The organism is Streptomyces sp. LARHCF249, assembly GCF_052871255.1.
Genome location: NZ_JBIXJQ010000011.1, coordinates 79,743 through 97,157, shown reverse-complemented (window position 1 = coordinate 97,157; position 17,415 = coordinate 79,743). Strand labels below are relative to the sequence as shown.

Genomic DNA, 17,415 nt, shown 5'->3' with positions numbered 1-17,415 from the left:
GTGGGTCCTGCCGAACGCCTGGCCAGATCGCGGTAGGTAGGTCCACTTATGTGCCGATTTCCCGAGGATATTTGAATCCGCTGTGACAGAGAATCCGCATCCCGCTTCCAGGAAGGCTCGACTGCGCCGGGAACTCCTCGCCGCCCGCCGCGCCTTGTCCCCCGACGCCTGCCGCACGGCGGCCGACGCGCTGGCCGTCACGGCCCTCGAGCTACCCGAACTGGCCGGTGCCCGAACGGTGGCGGCGTACGTCTCCGTCGGCACGGAACCCGGCACCCGCGCCCTGCTCGACGCCCTGCGCGCGGCCGGCAAGCGGGTGCTGCTGCCCCTGCTGCTGCCCGACAACGACCTCGACTGGGCGGCGTACGAGGGTCCGCAGGGCCTCGCCGAGACCGCGCACCCGGGGAAGATGCGGCTGCTGGAGCCCACCGGCCCGGCGCTCGGCCCCGGCGCGGTGACCGCGGCCGACGCCGTGCTGCTGCCCGGGCTCGCGGTGGACGGCCGCGGGATGCGCCTGGGCCGCGGCGGGGGCTCGTACGACCGGGTCCTGGAGCGGCTGGAGCGCGCCGGGGTCCATCCGGCGCTGGTCGTTCTCCTCTACGACGACGAGGTGGTCGCGCGGGTCCCGGAGGAACCGCACGACCACCCCGTCCAGGCGGTGGCCACCCCTTCCGGGGTGCTCCGCTTCTCCTGATGGGAGGCGCTAGGGCTTGAGGGTCAGGGTGTCGACCGTCGCCTTGTCCACGGCGTCCTTGCCGAACGGCCAGTCCAGCAGCTCGCCCTTGGCCCACATCGTCGTCTGGTCCGTGTAGTGCGCGTTGTACGCGTGCCCGGAGGCGCCCGTCAGGTTGATCCAGCGCGACTTGTCGAGGTCGTTGAGGTTGACGACCATCCGCATCGACGGCACCCAGGTGACCCCGTAGCCGCTGGAGGCGTTCCAGCCGGTGGCGTTGACGGTGGCCTCGCCGCCGCCCAGGTTCCACGGGCCGCGGTTGAGGAGCCACTGCATGAAGCCGGGGCCCTCGGTGCCGATCGTCTGGTTCTTCAGCGTCAGCTGGTGCAGCCGGCCCCAGCTCCAGGTGGACTGGTCCTTGCCGAGCTTGGCGGTCAGCTCCCAGCGGGCGTCCTCCATGGCCCGGGCGAACAGCTCGTCACGGGTGGTGGTCGCCGGCTGGGAGAAGCCCTTCTTGGGCGCGCTCCACCACGGCGACTTCTCGTCCTTGGACAGGCGGCGGACCACCTCGAACCAGCGGTCGCCGCCGTCCGGCTGCGCCGAGTCGTCGCCGCGGGTGCCGCATTCGCGGACCAGCTCGGCGAGCTCGTCGATGGGACCGCTGCTGTCGGCGCGGACGTTCATGCAGCTGCCCTCGATCCGCAGCTCCTTGGGCATCTTGTCGCCGAAGGCCAGCTTGAGGATGTTGCGCCAGACCGCGTTGAAGTAGGCGGCGGCCGCCGAGTCGTTCTCCTGGGTGTAGTTCCAGCCCTCCAGGAGCTTCTGCGCTGAGCGCACGTCCGGGTCGGAGACCTCGATCTTGGCCAGCATCGGGGTCAGCAGCGCGGCGATCTCGCTGCTGTTGTCCATCTGCATGGCGCGCATGTCGTCGGTCGAGATCTTGCCGCTGTCCTTGATCTTCGCCTCGATGAGGTCGTTGATCCGCTGGCTGCGGGCGCCGTAGCCCCAGTCGGTGGTCAGCAGGTACGGGTACTTGCCGGCCCCGGTGCCGCTCTCCACGACCGCCTGGTTGGCGGTGACGATGTAGCCGCGGGAGGGGTTGGACTCGTAGGGCAGCTCGTTCTGCGCGATGTACTCGACGTTGCCGGCCTTGTCGGTCTTCCAGGCGTACTTGGAGTCCCAGCCGGGCGCGGGCATCCGGCCGTCGCCGGCGCCGCGCACCGGGATCCGGCCCGGGGCCTGGTAGCCGATGTTGCCGTTGATGCCGCTGCCGTCGGCGTAGATCAGGTTCTGCGAGGGCACCTCGAAGTCGGCGGCGGCCTTGCGGAACTCGTTGAAGTCCTTGGCCTTGTTCAGCTTGAAGACCGCGTCCATCGACTTGCCCGGCTCCAGGGCGGTCCAGCGCAGGGCGACGGCGTAGCCGTTGCCGCGGTCGGGCGCGGAGCTGGCGACGGGGGCGCGGGAGCCGACCGAGGCGAGCTCGTCGCTGCGGTCGGAGACGAGCGGACCGTTGTTGGTGATGCGGACGGTCATCTTCTTGCTGGCGCCGCCCGCGACCTTGATGACCTCGTCACGGGTGGCGAAGGGGATCACCCTGTTGTCGTAGACGTAGCCCTCGGGCTTGACCTGCTCCAGGTACAGGTCGGTGACGTCCGCCCCGAGGTTGGTCATGCCCCAGGCGATGTCGGCGTTGTGGCCGATTATCACGCCGGGCATGCCGGAGAAGGTGTAGCCGGACACGTTGTACTGGCACTGGGCCGAGGCCGTGCGGCAGTGCAGGCCCATCTGGTACCAGACCGAGGGCAGCTGCGGCGACAGGTGCGGGTCGTTCGCGAGCAGCGGCTTGCCGGTGGTCGTGTAGCGGCCCGAGATCACCCAGGAGTTCGATCCGATGCCGCTGCCGTTGGGGCCGAGGATCGCGGGGATCTCGTCCAGGGTCTTGGCCAGGGAGGTCAGCTGGGTGCGCAGGCCGACGGCCGCGCCCTGGGCGGTGGCGTTGCCTGCGAGGCCGGTGCCGTTGCCGCCGCCCGTCGCCGTTGAGGCCTGGGAGCCCATGGCGGAGCCGCTGCCCGAGCCGCCGGTGCCCTGGGGTACGTACTTGCCGCCCTCGATCTTGCCGCCGTCGACGACCGGCTTGTTCCGGTCGAAGGGGTAGGGCGGGTAGAGCTCGTCGATCTGCGCCTGCGTGAGCTTGCTCGACATCAGCGCGCGGTCGATCTCGTCCTGCATGTTGCCGCGCAGGTCCCAGGCCATCGCCTTGAGCCAGGCCACCGAGTCCACGGGCGACCACTGCTCGGGCTGGTAGTCGTCGCTGAGCTTGAGGGCGGCGTGCTCGACGGAGAGGTCCTTGCCGGACTTCCCCTTCAGGTACGCGTTGACCCCGTCGGCGTAGGACTGCAGGTTCTTCTTGGTCTCCGGCGAGAGCTTGTTGTCGTACTCGGCCTGCGCGACCTGCCGCCAGCCCAGGGTGCGCAGGAAGGCGTCGGTCTCGACCTGGCCCGCGCCGAACATCTCCGAGAGCCGCCCGGAGGTCATGTGGCGGCGTACGTCCATCTCCCAGAACCGGTCCTGCGCGTGGACGAAGCCCTGCGCGCGGAAGAGGTCGGCGTCGTTGTCGGCGTAGAGCTGGGGGATGCCGTGGGCATCGCGCTTGACGTCGACGGTCCCGGTGAGCCCCGGCACCTTGAGGGAGCCGGTCGTCTGGGGGAAGGAGGCGCGCACGCCGTCCACGCTCCAGTACGCCCCGTAGCCGAGGCCCGCGAAGAGCGCCAGGACCAGCACGAGCACGATCAGACGGGCGCGTCGTCCCTTCTTCTTGACGGGAGGAGCGGTTTCGTTGGCGGGCATCGCTGTCCTTAGAGGGGCAGGGTGGTCCTGGGAGTGCTGGGAGCAACCATAGGCGCAGGACCCCGCTCGTTGATCCGCCAGGGGTGGAGCTGGCAAGGACACGGACGAACAGGCGTTTCACAATGTGGCTAGCACGTAAAGGGAACGTCAAAGATTAGGTAAGGTAACGAACTACTCGCCGAACCTGCCGCTGGAGGAACGATCCCCCGGATCCGCCGCGCGCTTTGAGGAAGGGTCGCCCGCTGACTGTCCACACGCTCAATGAGCTTCTGCTGGTCTGCTCGCTCGTGCTGCTCGTCGCCGTCGCGGCGGTACGCATCTCTTCACGCAGCGGCCTCCCCAGCCTGCTCATCTACCTCGGCATAGGCATCGCGATAGGCCAGGACGGCATCGGCAACGTCGTATTCGACAACGCCGAGCTGACGCAGGTCATCGGTTATGCCGCACTCGTCGTGATCCTCGCCGAGGGTGGTCTGGGCACCAAGTGGAAAGAGATCAAACCGGCCCTGCCGGCCGCGATCGTCCTATCGCTGGTGGGCGTCGCGATCAGCGTCGGCATCACGGCCGCGGGGGCGCACTACCTGGTCGGCCTGGAATGGCGCCAGGCCCTCCTGATCGGCGCGGTCGTCTCCTCGACCGACGCGGCCGCCGTCTTCTCCGTCCTGCGCAAGGTCCCGCTCCCCTCCCGGATCACGGGCGTCCTGGAGGCCGAGTCCGGCTTCAACGACGCACCCGTCGTCATCCTGGTCGTCGCCTTCGCCGCCGTCGGCCCGATCGACGACTGGTACGTCCTGCTCGGCAAGATCGCCCTGGAGCTGGCCATCGGCGCCGCGATCGGCCTGACCGTGGGCTTCCTGGGCTCGTACGGCCTGCGGCACGTGGCGCTGCCCGCCTCCGGCCTCTACCCGATCGCCGTGATGGCGATCGCCGTGACGGCGTACGCGGCGGGCGCGATGGCGCACGGCTCCGGCTTCCTCGCCGTGTACCTGGCGGCGATGGTGCTCGGCAACGCCAAGCTCCCGCACTGGCCGGCGACCCGGGGGTTCGCGGACGGACTCGGCTGGATCGCCCAGATCGGCATGTTCGTCCTGCTCGGCCTGCTGGTCACCCCGCACGAGCTGGTGAACGACTTCTGGCCGGCCGTGGTCATCGGGCTGGTCCTCACGATGGTGGCGCGGCCGCTGGAGGTCCTCGTCAGCCTGTTGCCCTTCCGGATCCCGTGGCGGGAGCAGGCCCTGATGTCCTGGGCCGGCCTGCGCGGAGCCGTGCCCATCATCCTGGCGACCATCCCGATGGTGTCCGGGATCGAGGGCAGCGACCGCGTCTTCAACATCGTCTTCGTGCTGGTCGTCGTCTACACCCTGGTGCAGGGGCCGACGCTGCCCTGGCTGGCGCGCAAGCTGGAGCTCGGGGCCACCGACGAGACCGCCTCGGACCTCGGCATCGAGTCGGCGCCGCTGGAGAAGCTGCGCGGGCACCTGCTCTCCTTCGCGATCCCGCCGGCCTCGCGGATGCACGGCGTCGAGGTCAGCGAGCTGCGACTGCCGCCGGGGGCCTCGGTCACGCTGGTGGTCCGGGAGGGGAAGAGCTTCGTACCGCTGCCGTCGACCGTGCTGCGGCGCGGGGACGAGCTGCTGGTGGTGGCCACGGATCCGGTACGGGACGCGGCGGAGGCGCGGCTGCGCGCGGTGGCCCGCGGCGGCAAGCTGGCCGGGTGGCTGGGGACGAACGGGAACGGGCCGGCGGGCGGGCCGCCGGGCTCGCGCCGGTGACGCGTCCCGGTGGAGCCCGGGTTTAGAGCAGCGCTCTAATTCAGCCATTTTCAGTGGCGTCTGACCCGTTTTGCCCCTATATGCACGGGTCTCCATGGGCGACAGGCCCGTTAATCGCAGGTGAAGACATGGCTTGTCAGCGCAATCACAGGGCGTGGTAGCGGGTTCCCCTGTACGATAAAGGCACAACAGATCGAACCAACTCTGCCTGACGCAGAGCTGGCGCGACCGCAAAGCGGCCGTGGCTCCCTCCGCAGTGGGCGCCCAGGTATCACTCGGTTCTGCGCAAGAGGACAGCTCTCGGGGCTCCCACATGTACGGGTGCGGTCGCTCACAAGGCGACGCACCGTCCGCAGACGGGGACGCTCTACCAGGCAGCGGAAAGGCAAGGCCGTGACATCCGCGGTCACGACCGGAACATCCGCTACGTCCACCACCGCCCGACCCGGATACGGGCAGCTGCTGCGCACCCCCGGGGCCCTGGGCTTCGTACTTCCCGGCTTCGCCGCCCGGCTCCCCTTCGGGATGCTCACCGTCAGCATCCTCCTGCTCGTCCAGCACACCACCGGCTCCTACGGCGCCGCCGGCGTCGTCACCGCCGTCACGGGTGTGTCCATGGCGCTGTTCGCCCCGCTGATGGGCAAGTTCACCGACCGGTTCGGCCAGAGCGCCGTCCTGGTTCCGGCCGCCCTGACGCACACCGCCTCCGTCGGCGCACTGGCCGGCCTCGCACTGCTCGGCGCCCCGCTGTGGGCGCTGGTGCTGGCCGCCGTCCCGGCCGGCGCCTCCGTCCCGCAGGCCGGTCCGATGGTCCGGGCCCGCTGGGCCGCCAAGCTGGAGGGCTCCCCGCTGCTGCCGACCGCGGCCGCGTTCGAGTCCGTCACCGACGAGTTCACCTTCGTCGTCGGCCCGGTGCTCGCGACCTTCCTGTGCACCCAGGTCCACCCCTCGGCGGGCCTGATCACCGAGGCCACCCTGACGCTCGTCGGCGGCCTGATCTTCGCCGCGCAGCGCGCCACCCAGCCCAAGCCGGTCGGCCGCCCGGCGAACGGCGAGAAGCACGCCTCCGCCCTGTCCTTCCCGGGCCTGCGCGTCCTGATCGTCGCCTTCCTCGGCATCGGCGCCGTCTTCGGCGGCATGCAGGTCTCGCTCGCCGCCTTCTCCAACGAGATCGGCAACCCGGGCGCCAACGGCCTGCTCTACGGCGTCTTCGCCGCGGGCAACATGGTCGCCGGCATCGCCATGGGCGCCATCGCCTGGAAGATCGGCCCGCGCCGCCGCCTGATCCTGGGCTACGTCGGCCTCACCGCCGCGGCCTCGGTCCTGTGGGCCGCGAACTCGGTGATCCTGCTGGGGGCGCTCGGCCTGGTCGTCGGCCTGTGCATCGCCCCGGCGCTGATCACCGGCTACACCATGATCGAGCAGCTGATCCCGGCCGCCTCGCGCACCGAGGCCTTCACCTGGCTGACCGGGGCGGTCGCCTTCGGGCAGGCCGTCGCCGTGACCCTGGCCGGCCGCCTGACGGACGCGCACGGGTCCTCGTACGGCTTCCTGGTGCCCATGGCCGCCACCGCGCTGGCCCTGGTCACCCTGCTGGCCCTGCGCGCGAAGCTGGCGCCGACGGCTCCGAGCCGGATCGTGAACTCGTCCGCGCCGGCCGCCCCGCAGGCGGTCCGGAACACGGTGAACGAGCGTGGGATGGGTCACCGCGTGCCGGTGACGGTGGACTGATCCGCCGGAATACGTCACCATGGAGCGTCGTTAGCACTCATTGAGTGAGAGTGCCAGGAGGAAATTCGTGCCGACCTACCAGTACCAGTGCACCGAATGCGGTGAGGGCCTTGAGGCCGTGCAGAAGTTCACCGATGACGCGCTGACCGTGTGCCCGAACTGCGACGGACGCCTGAAGAAGGTGTTCTCCGCGGTCGGCATCGTCTTCAAGGGCTCCGGTTTCTACCGGAACGACAGCCGCGGCGCTTCGTCGAGCAGCACTCCTGCCTCGAAGCCGGCCTCGGCCCCGTCGACGTCCACGGCCGCCGCACCCGCCGCTTCGTCCTCCTCGACGTCGTCGAGCTCGGGCAGCAGCTCCACCTCGGCTGCCTGACGCCCCCGCTCCACGCGCCTGTACGCCGAAAGGCCCCGCCGCCCACCGGGCAGCGGGGCCTTTCGCATGCCCCGTTAGGGTGGCGGCATGGTGAACGCAGAGATCGGTGTCATCGGCGGTTCGGGCTTCTACTCCTTCCTAGAGGACGTCTCCGAGATCCAGGTGGAGACGCCGTACGGGCCACCGAGCGACTCCCTGTACGTGGGTGAGCTGGCCGGGCGGCAGGTGGCCTTCCTGCCCCGGCACGGGCGCAGCCACACCGTTCCACCGCACAAGATCAACTACCGGGCCAACCTGTGGGCGCTGCGCTCGGTCGGCGTCCGCCAGGTCCTGGGCCCGTGCGCGGTCGGCGGCCTGCGGACCGAGTACGGCCCGGGCACGCTGCTCGTTCCCGACCAGCTGGTCGACCGTACGAAGGCCCGGGCGCAGACCTTCTTCGACGGGGAGCCGCTGCCCGACGGCACCGTGCCGAACGTCGTGCACACCACCTTCGCGGACCCCTACTGCCCCGTGGGGCGCTCGGTCGCGCTGGCGGCGGCCCGGGGGCGGGAGTGGGAGCCGGTGGACGGCGGCACGATGGTCGTCGTCGAGGGGCCGCGCTTCTCGACGCGCGCCGAGTCGCGCTGGCACGCGGCGGCGGGCTGGTCGGTGGTCGGCATGACGGGCCACCCGGAGGCGGTCCTCGCCCGGGAGCTGGGGCTCTGCTACACGTCGATGGCGCTGGTGACGGACCTGGACGCGGGCGCCGAGACCGGTGAGGGCGTGTCCCACACGGAGGTCCTGCGGGTCTTCGGAGAGAACGTGGGCCGTCTGCGCGAGGTCCTCTTCGACGCGGTGGCCGCCCTCCCCTCGACGGAGTCGCGCGCCTGCCTGTGCACGCACGCCCACGACGGCTGGGACCTCGGCATCGAACTGCCGTAGCCCGTTGCTGCTGCCAGGGCTCGGCCCTCGCACGTGAGGGTGACGGGGTTGTCCACAAAGCGGCGGCCGTCCACAGGGCGGAGCGGAAATCCGCGGGAAGCCGGATCGTGAGGGGTGTCCGGGCGCTGGGTCCGGACCTCGCGACTCACCCGGTTTGGTGGTGGACCCCATGTCCCGCACGCCCGTGTCCCGTACGCCGTCGTCCCGTACGCCCTCGTCCCGTACGCCCTCGTTGCGTACGCCCTCGTCCCGTACGCCGTCGTTGCGTACGCCCTCGCTCCCTTCGACTGGGTCGGCTTCGTCCCCTCCGGCTTCGGCCCTCTCCTCTCCATGTCCCCCCGCGCGCCACGTCCCCGCGTTTCCCCCGCTGCGGGTCGGGCGGGGTGGCGACCGGCTGCGCAGGGCCCTGCGGCGCCGGCGGCGGGCCGTCGCGGCCGGGCTGGCCGTCGCGGCGGCGGCGCTGGCCGTGGGCGGGACGGAAGCGCAGGCCTCGCGGGGAGCCGCGCCCGCGGAGGCACGGGCCTCCAGGGGAGCCGCTCCGCCCGCGGCCGTGCGGATGGTGTCGGCCCCGGTGCGCATCGCCGACGCGGCGACGGTGCGGCTGCTGCGGCCCGGGGACCGGGTCGACGTGGTCGCGGCGGAGCGTGCGGGCCCGCCGAGGGTGGTGGCGGCGGGGGCCCGCGTTGCCGAAGTGCCCGGTCCCGATCCGGAGGTGGGGGACGGCGGGGCCCTGGTGGTCCTGTCGGTTCCCCGGGACACCGCGCGGGCTCTCGTCGGCGCGGGCGCGACGGCCAGGCTGGCGGTGACGTTGTGTTGATTCGCACACCAGGCCGGTCAAGTCACCTCGAGGTGGGGACCGATTGGACACACCGCGCACGGACTGCCGTAGTTTTCGGAACCGTTGGCTCCGTGTTCGGCACAAGTGAAGAAGGGCTCAGTGGTGAGCGAGAAGAAGAAGGAGAGCGTCCTGGCGGGCTTCAAGGCCTTCCTGATGCGCGGCAACGTGGTCGACCTCGCGGTCGCCGTGGTCATCGGCGCGGCGTTCACGAACATCGTGAACTCCATCGTCAAGGGCATCATCGGCCCGCTGGTGGGAGCCATCGGGACCAAGAACCTCGACGTCTACAAGTCGTGCCTGAAGGACCCCTGCGGCCTCGACCCGAGCGGCCAGCCCACGGGCGTGGAGATCCTGTGGGGCTCGGTGCTCAACGCCGCGCTCACCTTCCTGATCACCGCGGCCGTCGTCTACTTCCTCATGGTGCTGCCGATGGCGAAGTACCTCGCGAAGGTGGAGGCGCGCCGCAAGGCCAAGGAAGGCGTCCAGGAGAGCATGGAGATCACGGAGCTGGAGGTCCTCAAGGACATCCGGGACGTGCTGGTCGCGCAGCGCGGGGCGAACGGCGGGGGCGCCGGGGCGCCGGGGTCGCGCGACGCGTTTTAGCCGGTCGGGCCGGTCGGGCCGGTCGGGCCGCCTTGGCGGCTCAGATGTGGTGCGGGGGCTTCTCGTCGAGGAAGCGGGCCAGGTCGGCCGTGCTTCCGCCGGCGGGCGGCCGCTCGCCCCAGCCCCGGTCGGTGTCGTCCGAGGACTGCTGGTCCAGCGGGTCGTCGAAGACGAGCCGGGGCTTGGGCTTCGGCACCGCGGCGGGCGCGTGCTGCGGGTCGGGGGCGGCGGGGGTGCTCATGCCTCCAGAGTACGGCCGCCCTCGTGGGCGGCCCCGCTCAGCTGGGGGCCTCGGCGCCCTTGCGGGCGTAGAACCACCAGCACACGCCCAGGCAGGTGGCGTAGAAGCCGATGAACATCCACAGCGCGTGCGTGACCGCCATGGCGGCGAACATCGCGGGGATGAAGAAGAAGCCGTAGGCGGCGATGGCGGAGGAGAAGCCGGTGACGGCGCCGGCCTCCATCTCGGACTGCTTCAGCGCGGCGCCCTGCGCCTCGGGCCCCTTGCCCTCGGCCTCCCGCATGTGCTGGTCCCGGAAGACCACCGGGATCTGCCGGAAGGTCGAGCCGTTGCCGAGCCCGGAGAAGGCGAAGGCCGCCAGGAAGCCGGTGAAGAAGGCCCAGAAGCTGCCGTGGTCGCCGCTGTGCGGCAGTGCGAAGATCACCACCACCAGCGAGGCCGCCATGCCGACGAAGGACAGCAGGGTGACCCTGGCGCCGCCGATCCTGTCGGAGAGCCAGCCCCCGGCCCACCGCATGAGCGCGCCGACGAAGGGGCCGATCCACGCATAGGTGGTGGCCTGGTAGCCCTGCGTCTCGAAGTTGTTCTTGATCAGCAGGGGCAGGCCCGCGGCGAAGCCGATGAAGGACCCGAAGGTTCCGACGTAGAGCCAGGTCATCAGCCAGTTGTGCTTGCGCCTGAAGATGGCCTTCTGCTGGCTGAAGGGGGCCGCTGCCACCTTGAGGTCATTCATCAGGAACCAGGCGAGCAGCGCCATGACCACCAGCAGCGGCACCCACAGGAAGGCGCCGTTCTGCAGCCAGATGTCGGTGTTGTTCTTGGCGTCGTGCTGGGGGCCGCCGGCGGGGGCACCGAGTACGGCGGCGGTGACCACCAGCGGGGCGATCAGCTGGACCGCGCTCACCCCGAGGTTGCCGAGCCCGCCGTTGAGGCCGTTGGCGCTGCCCTTCTCCCGCTTGGGGAAGAAGAAGCCGATGTTGGCCATCGAGGAGGCGAAGTTGGCGCCGCCGATGCCGCAGACGGCCGCGATCAGCGCCAGCTCCCAGTACGGGGTGCCGGTGTCCTGGAGCGCGAAGCCCAGCCAGAGCATCGGGACGACCAGGATGATCGTGCTGAAGGCGGTGAACTTCCGCTCGCCGAAGATCGGCCCGATGAAGGTGTACAGGATCCGGAAGGTACCGCCGGTGATGCCGGGGATGGCCGTCAGCCAGAACAGCTGCGACTTGGAGAAGCCGAAGCCGACGTCGTTGAGCTTGACCACGGTGACCGACCAGACCTGCCAGACCACGAAGCCGAGCATCAGCGCGGGGATCGAGATCCAGAGGTTGCGCTGGGCGACCTTGCGGCCGGTGGACTGCCAGAAGCCCTCGTCCTCGGGCCGCCAGTCGCCGATGGCGGCGCCGGGCTTGTAGCTCTCCGCGCGGTGCGGGCGCACCGCGGTCGGGGTGGGCGTGGGGGTGGGTATGGACATGGTCACCGGTCCTTCGGGTCGAGGAGCCACAGCGCGATCACGACGAGGAAGGACAGGACCAGGAATCCCGCACCCCACCAGGCCGTGCCGGTGTTGCCCTTCATCCACTCGTTGACGGTCACGGTCAGCGCCCAGAGCTGTCCGATGACCACGGTGAGGGCCAGGGCCAGGCGGGCGTTGAGCTTCGAGGACCGCTCCGGCTCCTGTTCGGTGCCGGCGCCCGGGCCGGGGCCCGTGTGCCGGATCCGCGGGTCCCCGTAGCCGCTGGTCGAGCGGATCTGCGGATACCGCTCGTGCACCGGCCGGTTCAGCCGGGGCTGGGCGCTCCCCGGGTGGTAGTCGGGGCGCGGAGGCAGCTGTGCGTCGCTCATGTCCGCCCGCTCTCGTTCGCGGCGGCGCGATGCGCTCCGGGGCAGCCCAGCCTGGCGGCCGTCTCGGGGCGGGAATCGCCGAACTGCCGGCACAGGGCGTCCTTGGCCGGCTCTCCCGACCGGGCGGTGGCGATGGCCCAGACACTGCCGTCGGCCTGCTCGGTCAGGAACACCATGGGGAGCGGGCGCGGCGGCGGGCCCGCGGTCACCTCGCCGGTGCGGACGTCGAAGACGCCCTCGTGGCAGGGGCAGTACAGCTCTCCGTCGACGCCCCGGTCCTCGCGCCAGAGCACGCCGCAGGCCAGGTGGGTGCAGACGGCGGAGTAGCCGACGAGGGTGCCGTCGGCCAGTCGCACGGCCAGCGCCCGGTCCTCGTCGCCGGGGAAGCGGAAGGCGACGGACCGGCCGGGCTCCAGCTGTTCGGCGACCAGCTTGGCCTCGGGCAGCTTCTCGCTGTCGCCGTGCCGGTGCAGGATGCCGGCGGCGACACCGACCCCGCCGACGGCCAGGCCGCCGGAGACGGTGGCGACGATCCGCAGGTAGTCGCGGCGGGTGGTGAGGGAGTCGGCGCTGATCCGGTCGCGGAGCTGCTCCGCGGCGGCGTCGCCGTCGGGATCGCGGCCGGGTGCGGGAGCCGGCTGTTCGGTGACGCTCATCGGACGTCCACTCCGTTCACCTCGACCACGGGCAGCCCGCCGGGGACCGGCCACTGGACCTTGTCGGCGGGGACGACCATCGCCACGCCGGTGCTGACCATCACGTCGCCGAAGGCGAAGGAGTCGGCGACCTGGACTCCGGGGCGCTCGGCCTGGAGCTCCTCGAGGGTTCCGTAGAAGAGCGCGCCGGTGGGACAGACGGTGGCGCACATGGGGGCCAGCCCGTAGGCGGTGCGGTCGTAGCAGAGGTTGCACTTCATCTGCAGCTTCGCCTGGAGGTCGATCTTCGGGACGCCGAAGGGGCAGGCGTTGACGCAGTTGGCGCAGCCGATGCAGCGGGTGGTGTCGGCCTGTTGGACGACGCCGTCGGCGGTCACCAGGATCGCGTCGGCGGGGCAGACCTCGGCGCAGGGGGCGACGGGGTCCTCGCAGTGCATGCAGACGGTCGGGAGGGAGGCGACGGACATGCCGGGGTCGGTGTAGTCCAGGTGGATCATCGACTTGCCGCGGTGGGAGTCGCATTCGCGGCAGGCGGAGACGCAGGCCTGGCAGCCGATGCAGCGACCCGGGTCGATGAAGATCGTGCGGCCCATCATGGCGGGTCAGCTCCTCTCCGCCGTGCCACGGCCCTGCGGGGACGTGGGGGGCAGGGGGTCGGTGCGGGAGGCCTGGGTCTCCGGGTAGGCCTCGTGGCCGGGGGCTGTGGGAGGCGCGGGGACCTCGTCGATCCGTTCGGCGGCCTCGACCCGGGCGGCGCAGACCTTGTACTCGGGGATCTTCGAGCGGGGGTCGAGGGCGTCGATGGTCAGGGCGTTCGCGGACGTCGGGACGGGCCAGTGGTACGGGATGAAGACGGTGTCGGGGCGGATGGCCTCGGTGACCAGGGCCGGGAAGACCTCGCTGCCGCGGCGGGTGACCACCCGGACCGGGTCGCCGTCCTTGAAGCCGTGCGAGGGGTGGACCTCCACCCAGGGGCGCGGGGTCTGTTCGACGAGGGCGCCCAGGCGGCGGGTCTGGTTGCCGGAGAGGAAGTGGGCGACGGTGCGGCCGGTGGTGAGGGAGAGGGGGTACTCCTCGGTGTAGGCGTCCATGGGCGGATGCCATTCCACGACCTGCATGTGGATCTTGCCGTCAGGGTGGTAGGTCCGGCCGTCCTCGAACAGCCGGGGTGTGCCCGGGTGCTCGGTGGAGGGGCAGGGCCAGGCGATCCCGCCGGTCTCCTCCAGCCGGTCGTAGGTGATGCCGTAGTAGTCGTTGACCGTGCCGGCGGAGGCGGTGCGCAGCTCCTCGAACACCTCGCGGGAGCCCGGGAACGCGAAGTGCTGCCCGGCGCCGAGGCGCTTGGCCAGCTCGCAGATGACCCAGGTGTCGGTGCGTACTCCGGCGGGCGGCTCCTGGGCCTTGTTGTGCTTGACCACCCGGGCCTCGGCGTTGGCCATCACGCCCTCGTCCTCGGCCCAGGTGGTGACGGGGAAGACGACGTGGGCGTTGGCGGCGGTCTCGGAGAGGAAGAAGTCGAACTGGGCGTGGAACTCGGCGGTGTCGTAACCGTCCTTGACCACGGCGTAGTTGGGGAGGGAGACGAAGGGGTTGTTGCAGATTCCGATGAGGCCGCGGATCTCCCCGCGCTGCATCTGCCAGACCATCTCCATCATGGAGGTTCCGGCGCCCGGGAGTTCGGACTCCTCGATGCCCCAGATCCGGCAGATCTGGGCGCGGTGCTCCGGGTTGGAGATGGAGCGGCCGCCGGGGAGGAGGTCGGACTTCTGGCCGTGCTCGCGGCCGCCCTGGCCGTTGCCCTGGCCGGTGATGGTGCCGTAGCCGGCGCCCGGCTTGCCGATGTTGCCGGTGGCGACGCACAGGTTGATCACCGTGAGGCAGTTCTCGACGCCCTGGGAATGGTGTTCGATGCCGCGGGCGTGCCAGGCCATGGCCTTGTCCGCCGCGGCGAAGACCCGGGCGACCTGGACGATCTGCTCGGCGGGGATGCCGCAGATCGCGGCGGACCGGGCGGGCGGGTAGCCGGCGACGGTCTGCTTGACCTCCTCCCAGCCGGTGGCGTGGGCGGCGAGGTAGTCCTCGTCGGTCAGCCCCTCGGCGACGATCACGTGCAGGACGGCGTTGAAGAAGGCCGCGTCGGTGCCGGGCTTGAGGGCGACGTGGATGTCGGCGGTGCGGGCGATGGCGGTCTCCCGCGGGTCGACCACGATCAGCGAGGCTCCGCGGTCCCGGGCGCCCCACAGGTACTGGGTCATCACGGGGAAGCACTCCCCCACGTTCGACCCGGCGATGAGCAGGCAGTCGGAGAGCAGGATGTCGGAGAAGGGGTTGCCGGCCCGGTCGATGCCGAAGGCGAGCTTGTTGGCCCCGGCGGCGCTGACCATGCACAGGCGGCCGTTGTAGTCGACGTGCTTGGTCTTCAGGGCGACCCGGGCGAACTTGCCTACCAGGTAGGTCTTCTCGGAGAACAGGCTGGCGCCGCCGAGCAGGCCGAAGGCGTCGTTGCCGTAGGCCTGCTGGATGCGGCGGATCTCGGAGACGGTGAAGTCGAGGGCCTCCTCCCAGGAGGCCTCCTTGAACTCCTCGTCGCGCGAGCGGCGGAGCAGCGGACTCGTGAGCCGGTCGGGGTGGTTGACCTGCTGGTAGGCGTTGATGCCCTTGGGGCACAGCCGCATCCGGTTGATGTCGTGGTTGCGCGGCTCCACGCCGAAGACCTTGCCGCCCTTGTCCACGCGCAGGTACATCCCGCACTGCACGCCGCAGAAGCAGCAGTGGGTGGGGACGAGGGTCTCGCCGTTCTGGTCGGCGTGCCACTGGTCTGCGGGGATGCCGCCCGCGTCGCGGAAGTTGCGGGTGCCGGGCGGGACGATGGCGGGGTCGATGGGGACGGGCACGGGCCGGGACACGGCCTTGGCGGGGTCGGTCGCGGTCACTTGAAGCCCTTCTTGACGTGGGTCAGGTAGGCGTTGCCGCGCAGCACCCGCTTGCAGCGCGGGCAGTATTCGACGAAGGCGTTGAAGTCGAGCTTCAGGTCCTGCATGGTGCCGCGCAGGTTCTCCACGTACGGGGTGGTGTCGATGGGCTCCCCGCAGCGCTTGCAGGCGAAGACCTGGTCTTCCTGGCGGGCCGTGTACTTGAACAGCTGCATGCCGACGGCGGCCGGCCGCTGGACGATGTGGAAGAACTTCCCGAACGGGATGTAGATCAGGGTGAACACCACCGACACCATGTGCAGGATGGCGAGGAACTCGTAGCCGCCGCCGTGCAGGAAGATCGACGAGAAGGTCAGCAGCAGCCCGGTCACGGAGATCACGATCAGGCAGATCAGCGGCAGCAGGTCGTAGGCGAAGCGCTGGCCGGTGATGGCCCCGCGGTCCTTCATCCGGCGCCACAGGAAGTACGAGGCCCCGGGGATGACCAGGACCGCGGCGATGTCGAGGCCGTGGAACATCAGCCAGCCCAGGATGTTCAGCGAGTTGAAGCCGAGCACCTTGAAGCCCCAGATCCGCATGTCGTATCCGGGGCCGGAGCCGCTGCCCGAGGTGAAGGTGAACCAGCCCCACGTCAGCGGGAAGGTGATGAGCGCGGCCAGGATGCAGCCCCAGAAGATGAGCTGGTGGGCGGCCCAGCGGGCGCGCGAGCGGGCGCCGAGGAACTTCTGGAAGCCGAGGTAGGTGGCGATCATCTTCGGCAGGGCGGTGGGCGCCCTGCGGAAGTTGGCGGCCGAGAAGAAGCTGCCGAAGCCCTTCTTGAAGAGGCGGCGCGCGCCGGGCGCGGACACCCACACCGTGTACCGGTAGGCCACGCCGAAGGCCAGGAAGACGGTCGCGACGGCGTACGGCAGCAGGGCCGAGTCGAAGTCGCGCAGCAGCCGGCTGCCCAGCACGATCGCGGCGATGAGCAGGAGCGAGACGGCGGCGCCGGCCAGGGTGGCCCGTGCGGTGACGGATCTCCTGACCGGCGGCGGGGTCTCGGGTACCTCGGATGGCGGCGGGGCTGCGGCGAGGACTTCCGTGGGCTCTGACACAGCACCACGCTAGGCGTTCTATACCGATTCAGCCCGTTATGTGGTGCCCATGGTTGGGCCGAACGGGGTCAGACGGCGGTCAGTCCCCGCGCCGCGAAGACCTCCTTCGCCTCGGCCACCTGCTCGGCGTCGGGCGAGGGCGTGTCGTGGAGGGTGAAGTTCATGTCCAGCGCCTGCCACTTGCCCTCGCCCAGCTTGTGGAAGGGCAGGACGTCGACCCGCGAGACGTTGCCGAGGGAGCCGGCGAAGGCGGCGACCCCCTCGGTGTTCTCCCGCGCGTCCGTGAGACCGGGCACCAGCACGAAGCGCAGGTGCACCTCCTTGCCGAGGTCGGCCAGGCGCTGCGCGAAGTCCAAAGTGGGCCGCAGCGGGCGCCCGGTGAGACGCCGGTACGTCTCCCGGTCCCAGGACTTGATGTCGAGCAGGACCAGGTCGACATCGCGCAGCAGCGCGTCGGTGGCGCGTACGCCGAGGAAGCCGGAGGTGTCCAGGGCGGTGTGCAGCCCCAGCTCGTGCTTCATCCGGTGCAGCAGCTCGCCCGCGAAGACCGGCTGGAGGAGCGGCTCGCCGCCCGAGACGGTGGCCCCGCCGCCGGACGCGGCGATGAACGTGCGGTACTTGGCGGCTTCGGCGATCACGGCGTCGGCCGGGGTCCTCTTGCCGCTCCGCATCCTCCAGGTGTCGGGGTTGTGGCAGTACAGGCAGGTCAGCGGGCAGCCGGACAGGAAGGTCACGAAGCGCGTGCCCGGCCCGTCGACCCCGGTCGACAGGTCCCAGGAGTGCACCGAGCCCTCGCTCGGCCGCCGGGTCGCGGCGGCCGCGGGAGTGGCGGCGGCATGGGCGGTGTGGGCGCCGACGAGGACGGTCATGGCAGGTGCTCCAGCCGTGGTC

Annotated in this window: 16 protein-coding genes; 7 read left to right on the top strand and 9 right to left on the bottom strand. The window is 70.7% G+C overall.

The genetic code is table 11. From position 1 onward, the window contains the following. Positions 1-82 precede the first annotated feature (82 nt). Positions 83-694: a 5-formyltetrahydrofolate cyclo-ligase gene (locus ACIPUC_RS28590; protein WP_446593194.1), complete on the top strand. Its 612-nt coding sequence runs from the start codon at positions 83-85 to the stop codon at positions 692-694. A 9-nt stretch (positions 695-703) separates the two neighbouring features. On the opposite strand, the gene ACIPUC_RS28585 is transcribed toward ACIPUC_RS28590, so the two are convergent. After that, positions 704-3,520 carry a penicillin acylase family protein gene (locus tag ACIPUC_RS28585; protein ID WP_446593192.1) on the bottom strand — a complete coding sequence of 939 codons (2,817 nt, stop codon included), beginning with the start codon at positions 3,518-3,520 and terminating at the stop codon, positions 704-706. 224 nt (positions 3,521-3,744) lie between these two features. Here ACIPUC_RS28585 and ACIPUC_RS28580 point away from each other — a divergent pair, with 224 nt between their 5' ends. The 6 genes from ACIPUC_RS28580 to mscL all read left to right on the top strand — a co-directional run bounded on the left by ACIPUC_RS28580 (position 3,745) and on the right by mscL (position 9,758). Then, a complete protein-coding gene (locus ACIPUC_RS28580; protein ID WP_446593191.1) occupies positions 3,745-5,292 on the top strand; it encodes a potassium/proton antiporter in 1,548 nt (515 codons plus the stop codon). A 393-nt stretch (positions 5,293-5,685) separates the two neighbouring features. After that, positions 5,686-7,023 (top strand): MFS transporter, encoded by a 1,338-nt coding sequence (locus ACIPUC_RS28575; protein ID WP_446593190.1) that lies wholly within the window; start codon positions 5,686-5,688, stop codon positions 7,021-7,023. A gap of 67 nt (positions 7,024-7,090) precedes the next feature. Beyond that, positions 7,091-7,396, top strand: a complete 306-nt coding sequence (locus ACIPUC_RS28570; protein WP_446593189.1) for an FmdB family zinc ribbon protein — start codon at positions 7,091-7,093, stop codon at positions 7,394-7,396. An 87-nt stretch (positions 7,397-7,483) separates the two neighbouring features. Further along, a complete protein-coding gene (locus ACIPUC_RS28565) occupies positions 7,484-8,317 on the top strand; it encodes an S-methyl-5'-thioadenosine phosphorylase (RefSeq protein ID WP_446593188.1) in 834 nt (277 codons plus the stop codon). Positions 8,318-8,486: 169 nt separating this feature from the next. Beyond that, positions 8,487-9,134 (top strand): hypothetical protein, encoded by a 648-nt coding sequence (locus ACIPUC_RS28560; RefSeq protein WP_446593187.1) that lies wholly within the window; start codon positions 8,487-8,489, stop codon positions 9,132-9,134. 123 nt (positions 9,135-9,257) lie between these two features. Then, complete coding sequence (mscL, locus tag ACIPUC_RS28555; RefSeq protein ID WP_446593185.1) at positions 9,258-9,758, top strand: large conductance mechanosensitive channel protein MscL; 501 nt, start codon at positions 9,258-9,260, stop codon at positions 9,756-9,758. Between the two features lie 40 nt (positions 9,759-9,798). Here the strand turns inward: mscL and ACIPUC_RS28550 are convergent, their stop codons facing one another. The 8 genes from ACIPUC_RS28550 to pflA all read right to left on the bottom strand — a co-directional run bounded on the left by ACIPUC_RS28550 (position 9,799) and on the right by pflA (position 17,393). Further along, positions 9,799-9,999: a hypothetical protein gene (locus ACIPUC_RS28550; RefSeq protein ID WP_446593184.1), complete on the bottom strand. Its 201-nt coding sequence runs from the start codon at positions 9,997-9,999 to the stop codon at positions 9,799-9,801. Between the two features lie 37 nt (positions 10,000-10,036). Further along, on the bottom strand, positions 10,037-11,470 hold the full coding sequence (locus tag ACIPUC_RS28545) for a NarK family nitrate/nitrite MFS transporter (protein ID WP_446593183.1): 1,434 nt from the start codon (positions 11,468-11,470) through the stop codon (positions 10,037-10,039). 2 nt (positions 11,471-11,472) lie between these two features. After that, positions 11,473-11,841 carry a hypothetical protein gene (locus ACIPUC_RS28540; RefSeq protein WP_446593182.1) on the bottom strand — a complete coding sequence of 123 codons (369 nt, stop codon included), beginning with the start codon at positions 11,839-11,841 and terminating at the stop codon, positions 11,473-11,475. Continuing rightward, positions 11,838-12,497 carry a QcrA and Rieske domain-containing protein gene (locus tag ACIPUC_RS28535; protein ID WP_446593180.1) on the bottom strand — a complete coding sequence of 220 codons (660 nt, stop codon included), beginning with the start codon at positions 12,495-12,497 and terminating at the stop codon, positions 11,838-11,840. The genes ACIPUC_RS28540 and ACIPUC_RS28535 overlap by 4 nt, the downstream gene beginning before the upstream one ends. Beyond that, positions 12,494-13,093 (bottom strand): 4Fe-4S dicluster domain-containing protein, encoded by a 600-nt coding sequence (locus tag ACIPUC_RS28530; RefSeq protein WP_443299424.1) that lies wholly within the window; start codon positions 13,091-13,093, stop codon positions 12,494-12,496. The genes ACIPUC_RS28535 and ACIPUC_RS28530 overlap by 4 nt, the downstream gene beginning before the upstream one ends. Positions 13,094-13,099: 6 nt before the next feature. After that, on the bottom strand, positions 13,100-15,430 hold the full coding sequence (locus tag ACIPUC_RS28525) for a molybdopterin oxidoreductase family protein (protein ID WP_446593179.1): 2,331 nt from the start codon (positions 15,428-15,430) through the stop codon (positions 13,100-13,102). After that, entirely contained in the window at positions 15,427-16,524 is a 1,098-nt protein-coding gene (locus ACIPUC_RS28520; protein WP_446593177.1) for an MFS transporter, read from the bottom strand. Before ACIPUC_RS28520 ends, ACIPUC_RS28525 begins: the two co-directional genes overlap by 4 nt. Before the next feature lie 68 nt (positions 16,525-16,592). Beyond that, positions 16,593-17,393: a pyruvate formate-lyase-activating protein gene (gene pflA, locus ACIPUC_RS28515; RefSeq protein ID WP_446593176.1), complete on the bottom strand. Its 801-nt coding sequence runs from the start codon at positions 17,391-17,393 to the stop codon at positions 16,593-16,595. Between the last annotated feature and the right edge of the window lie 22 nt (positions 17,394-17,415).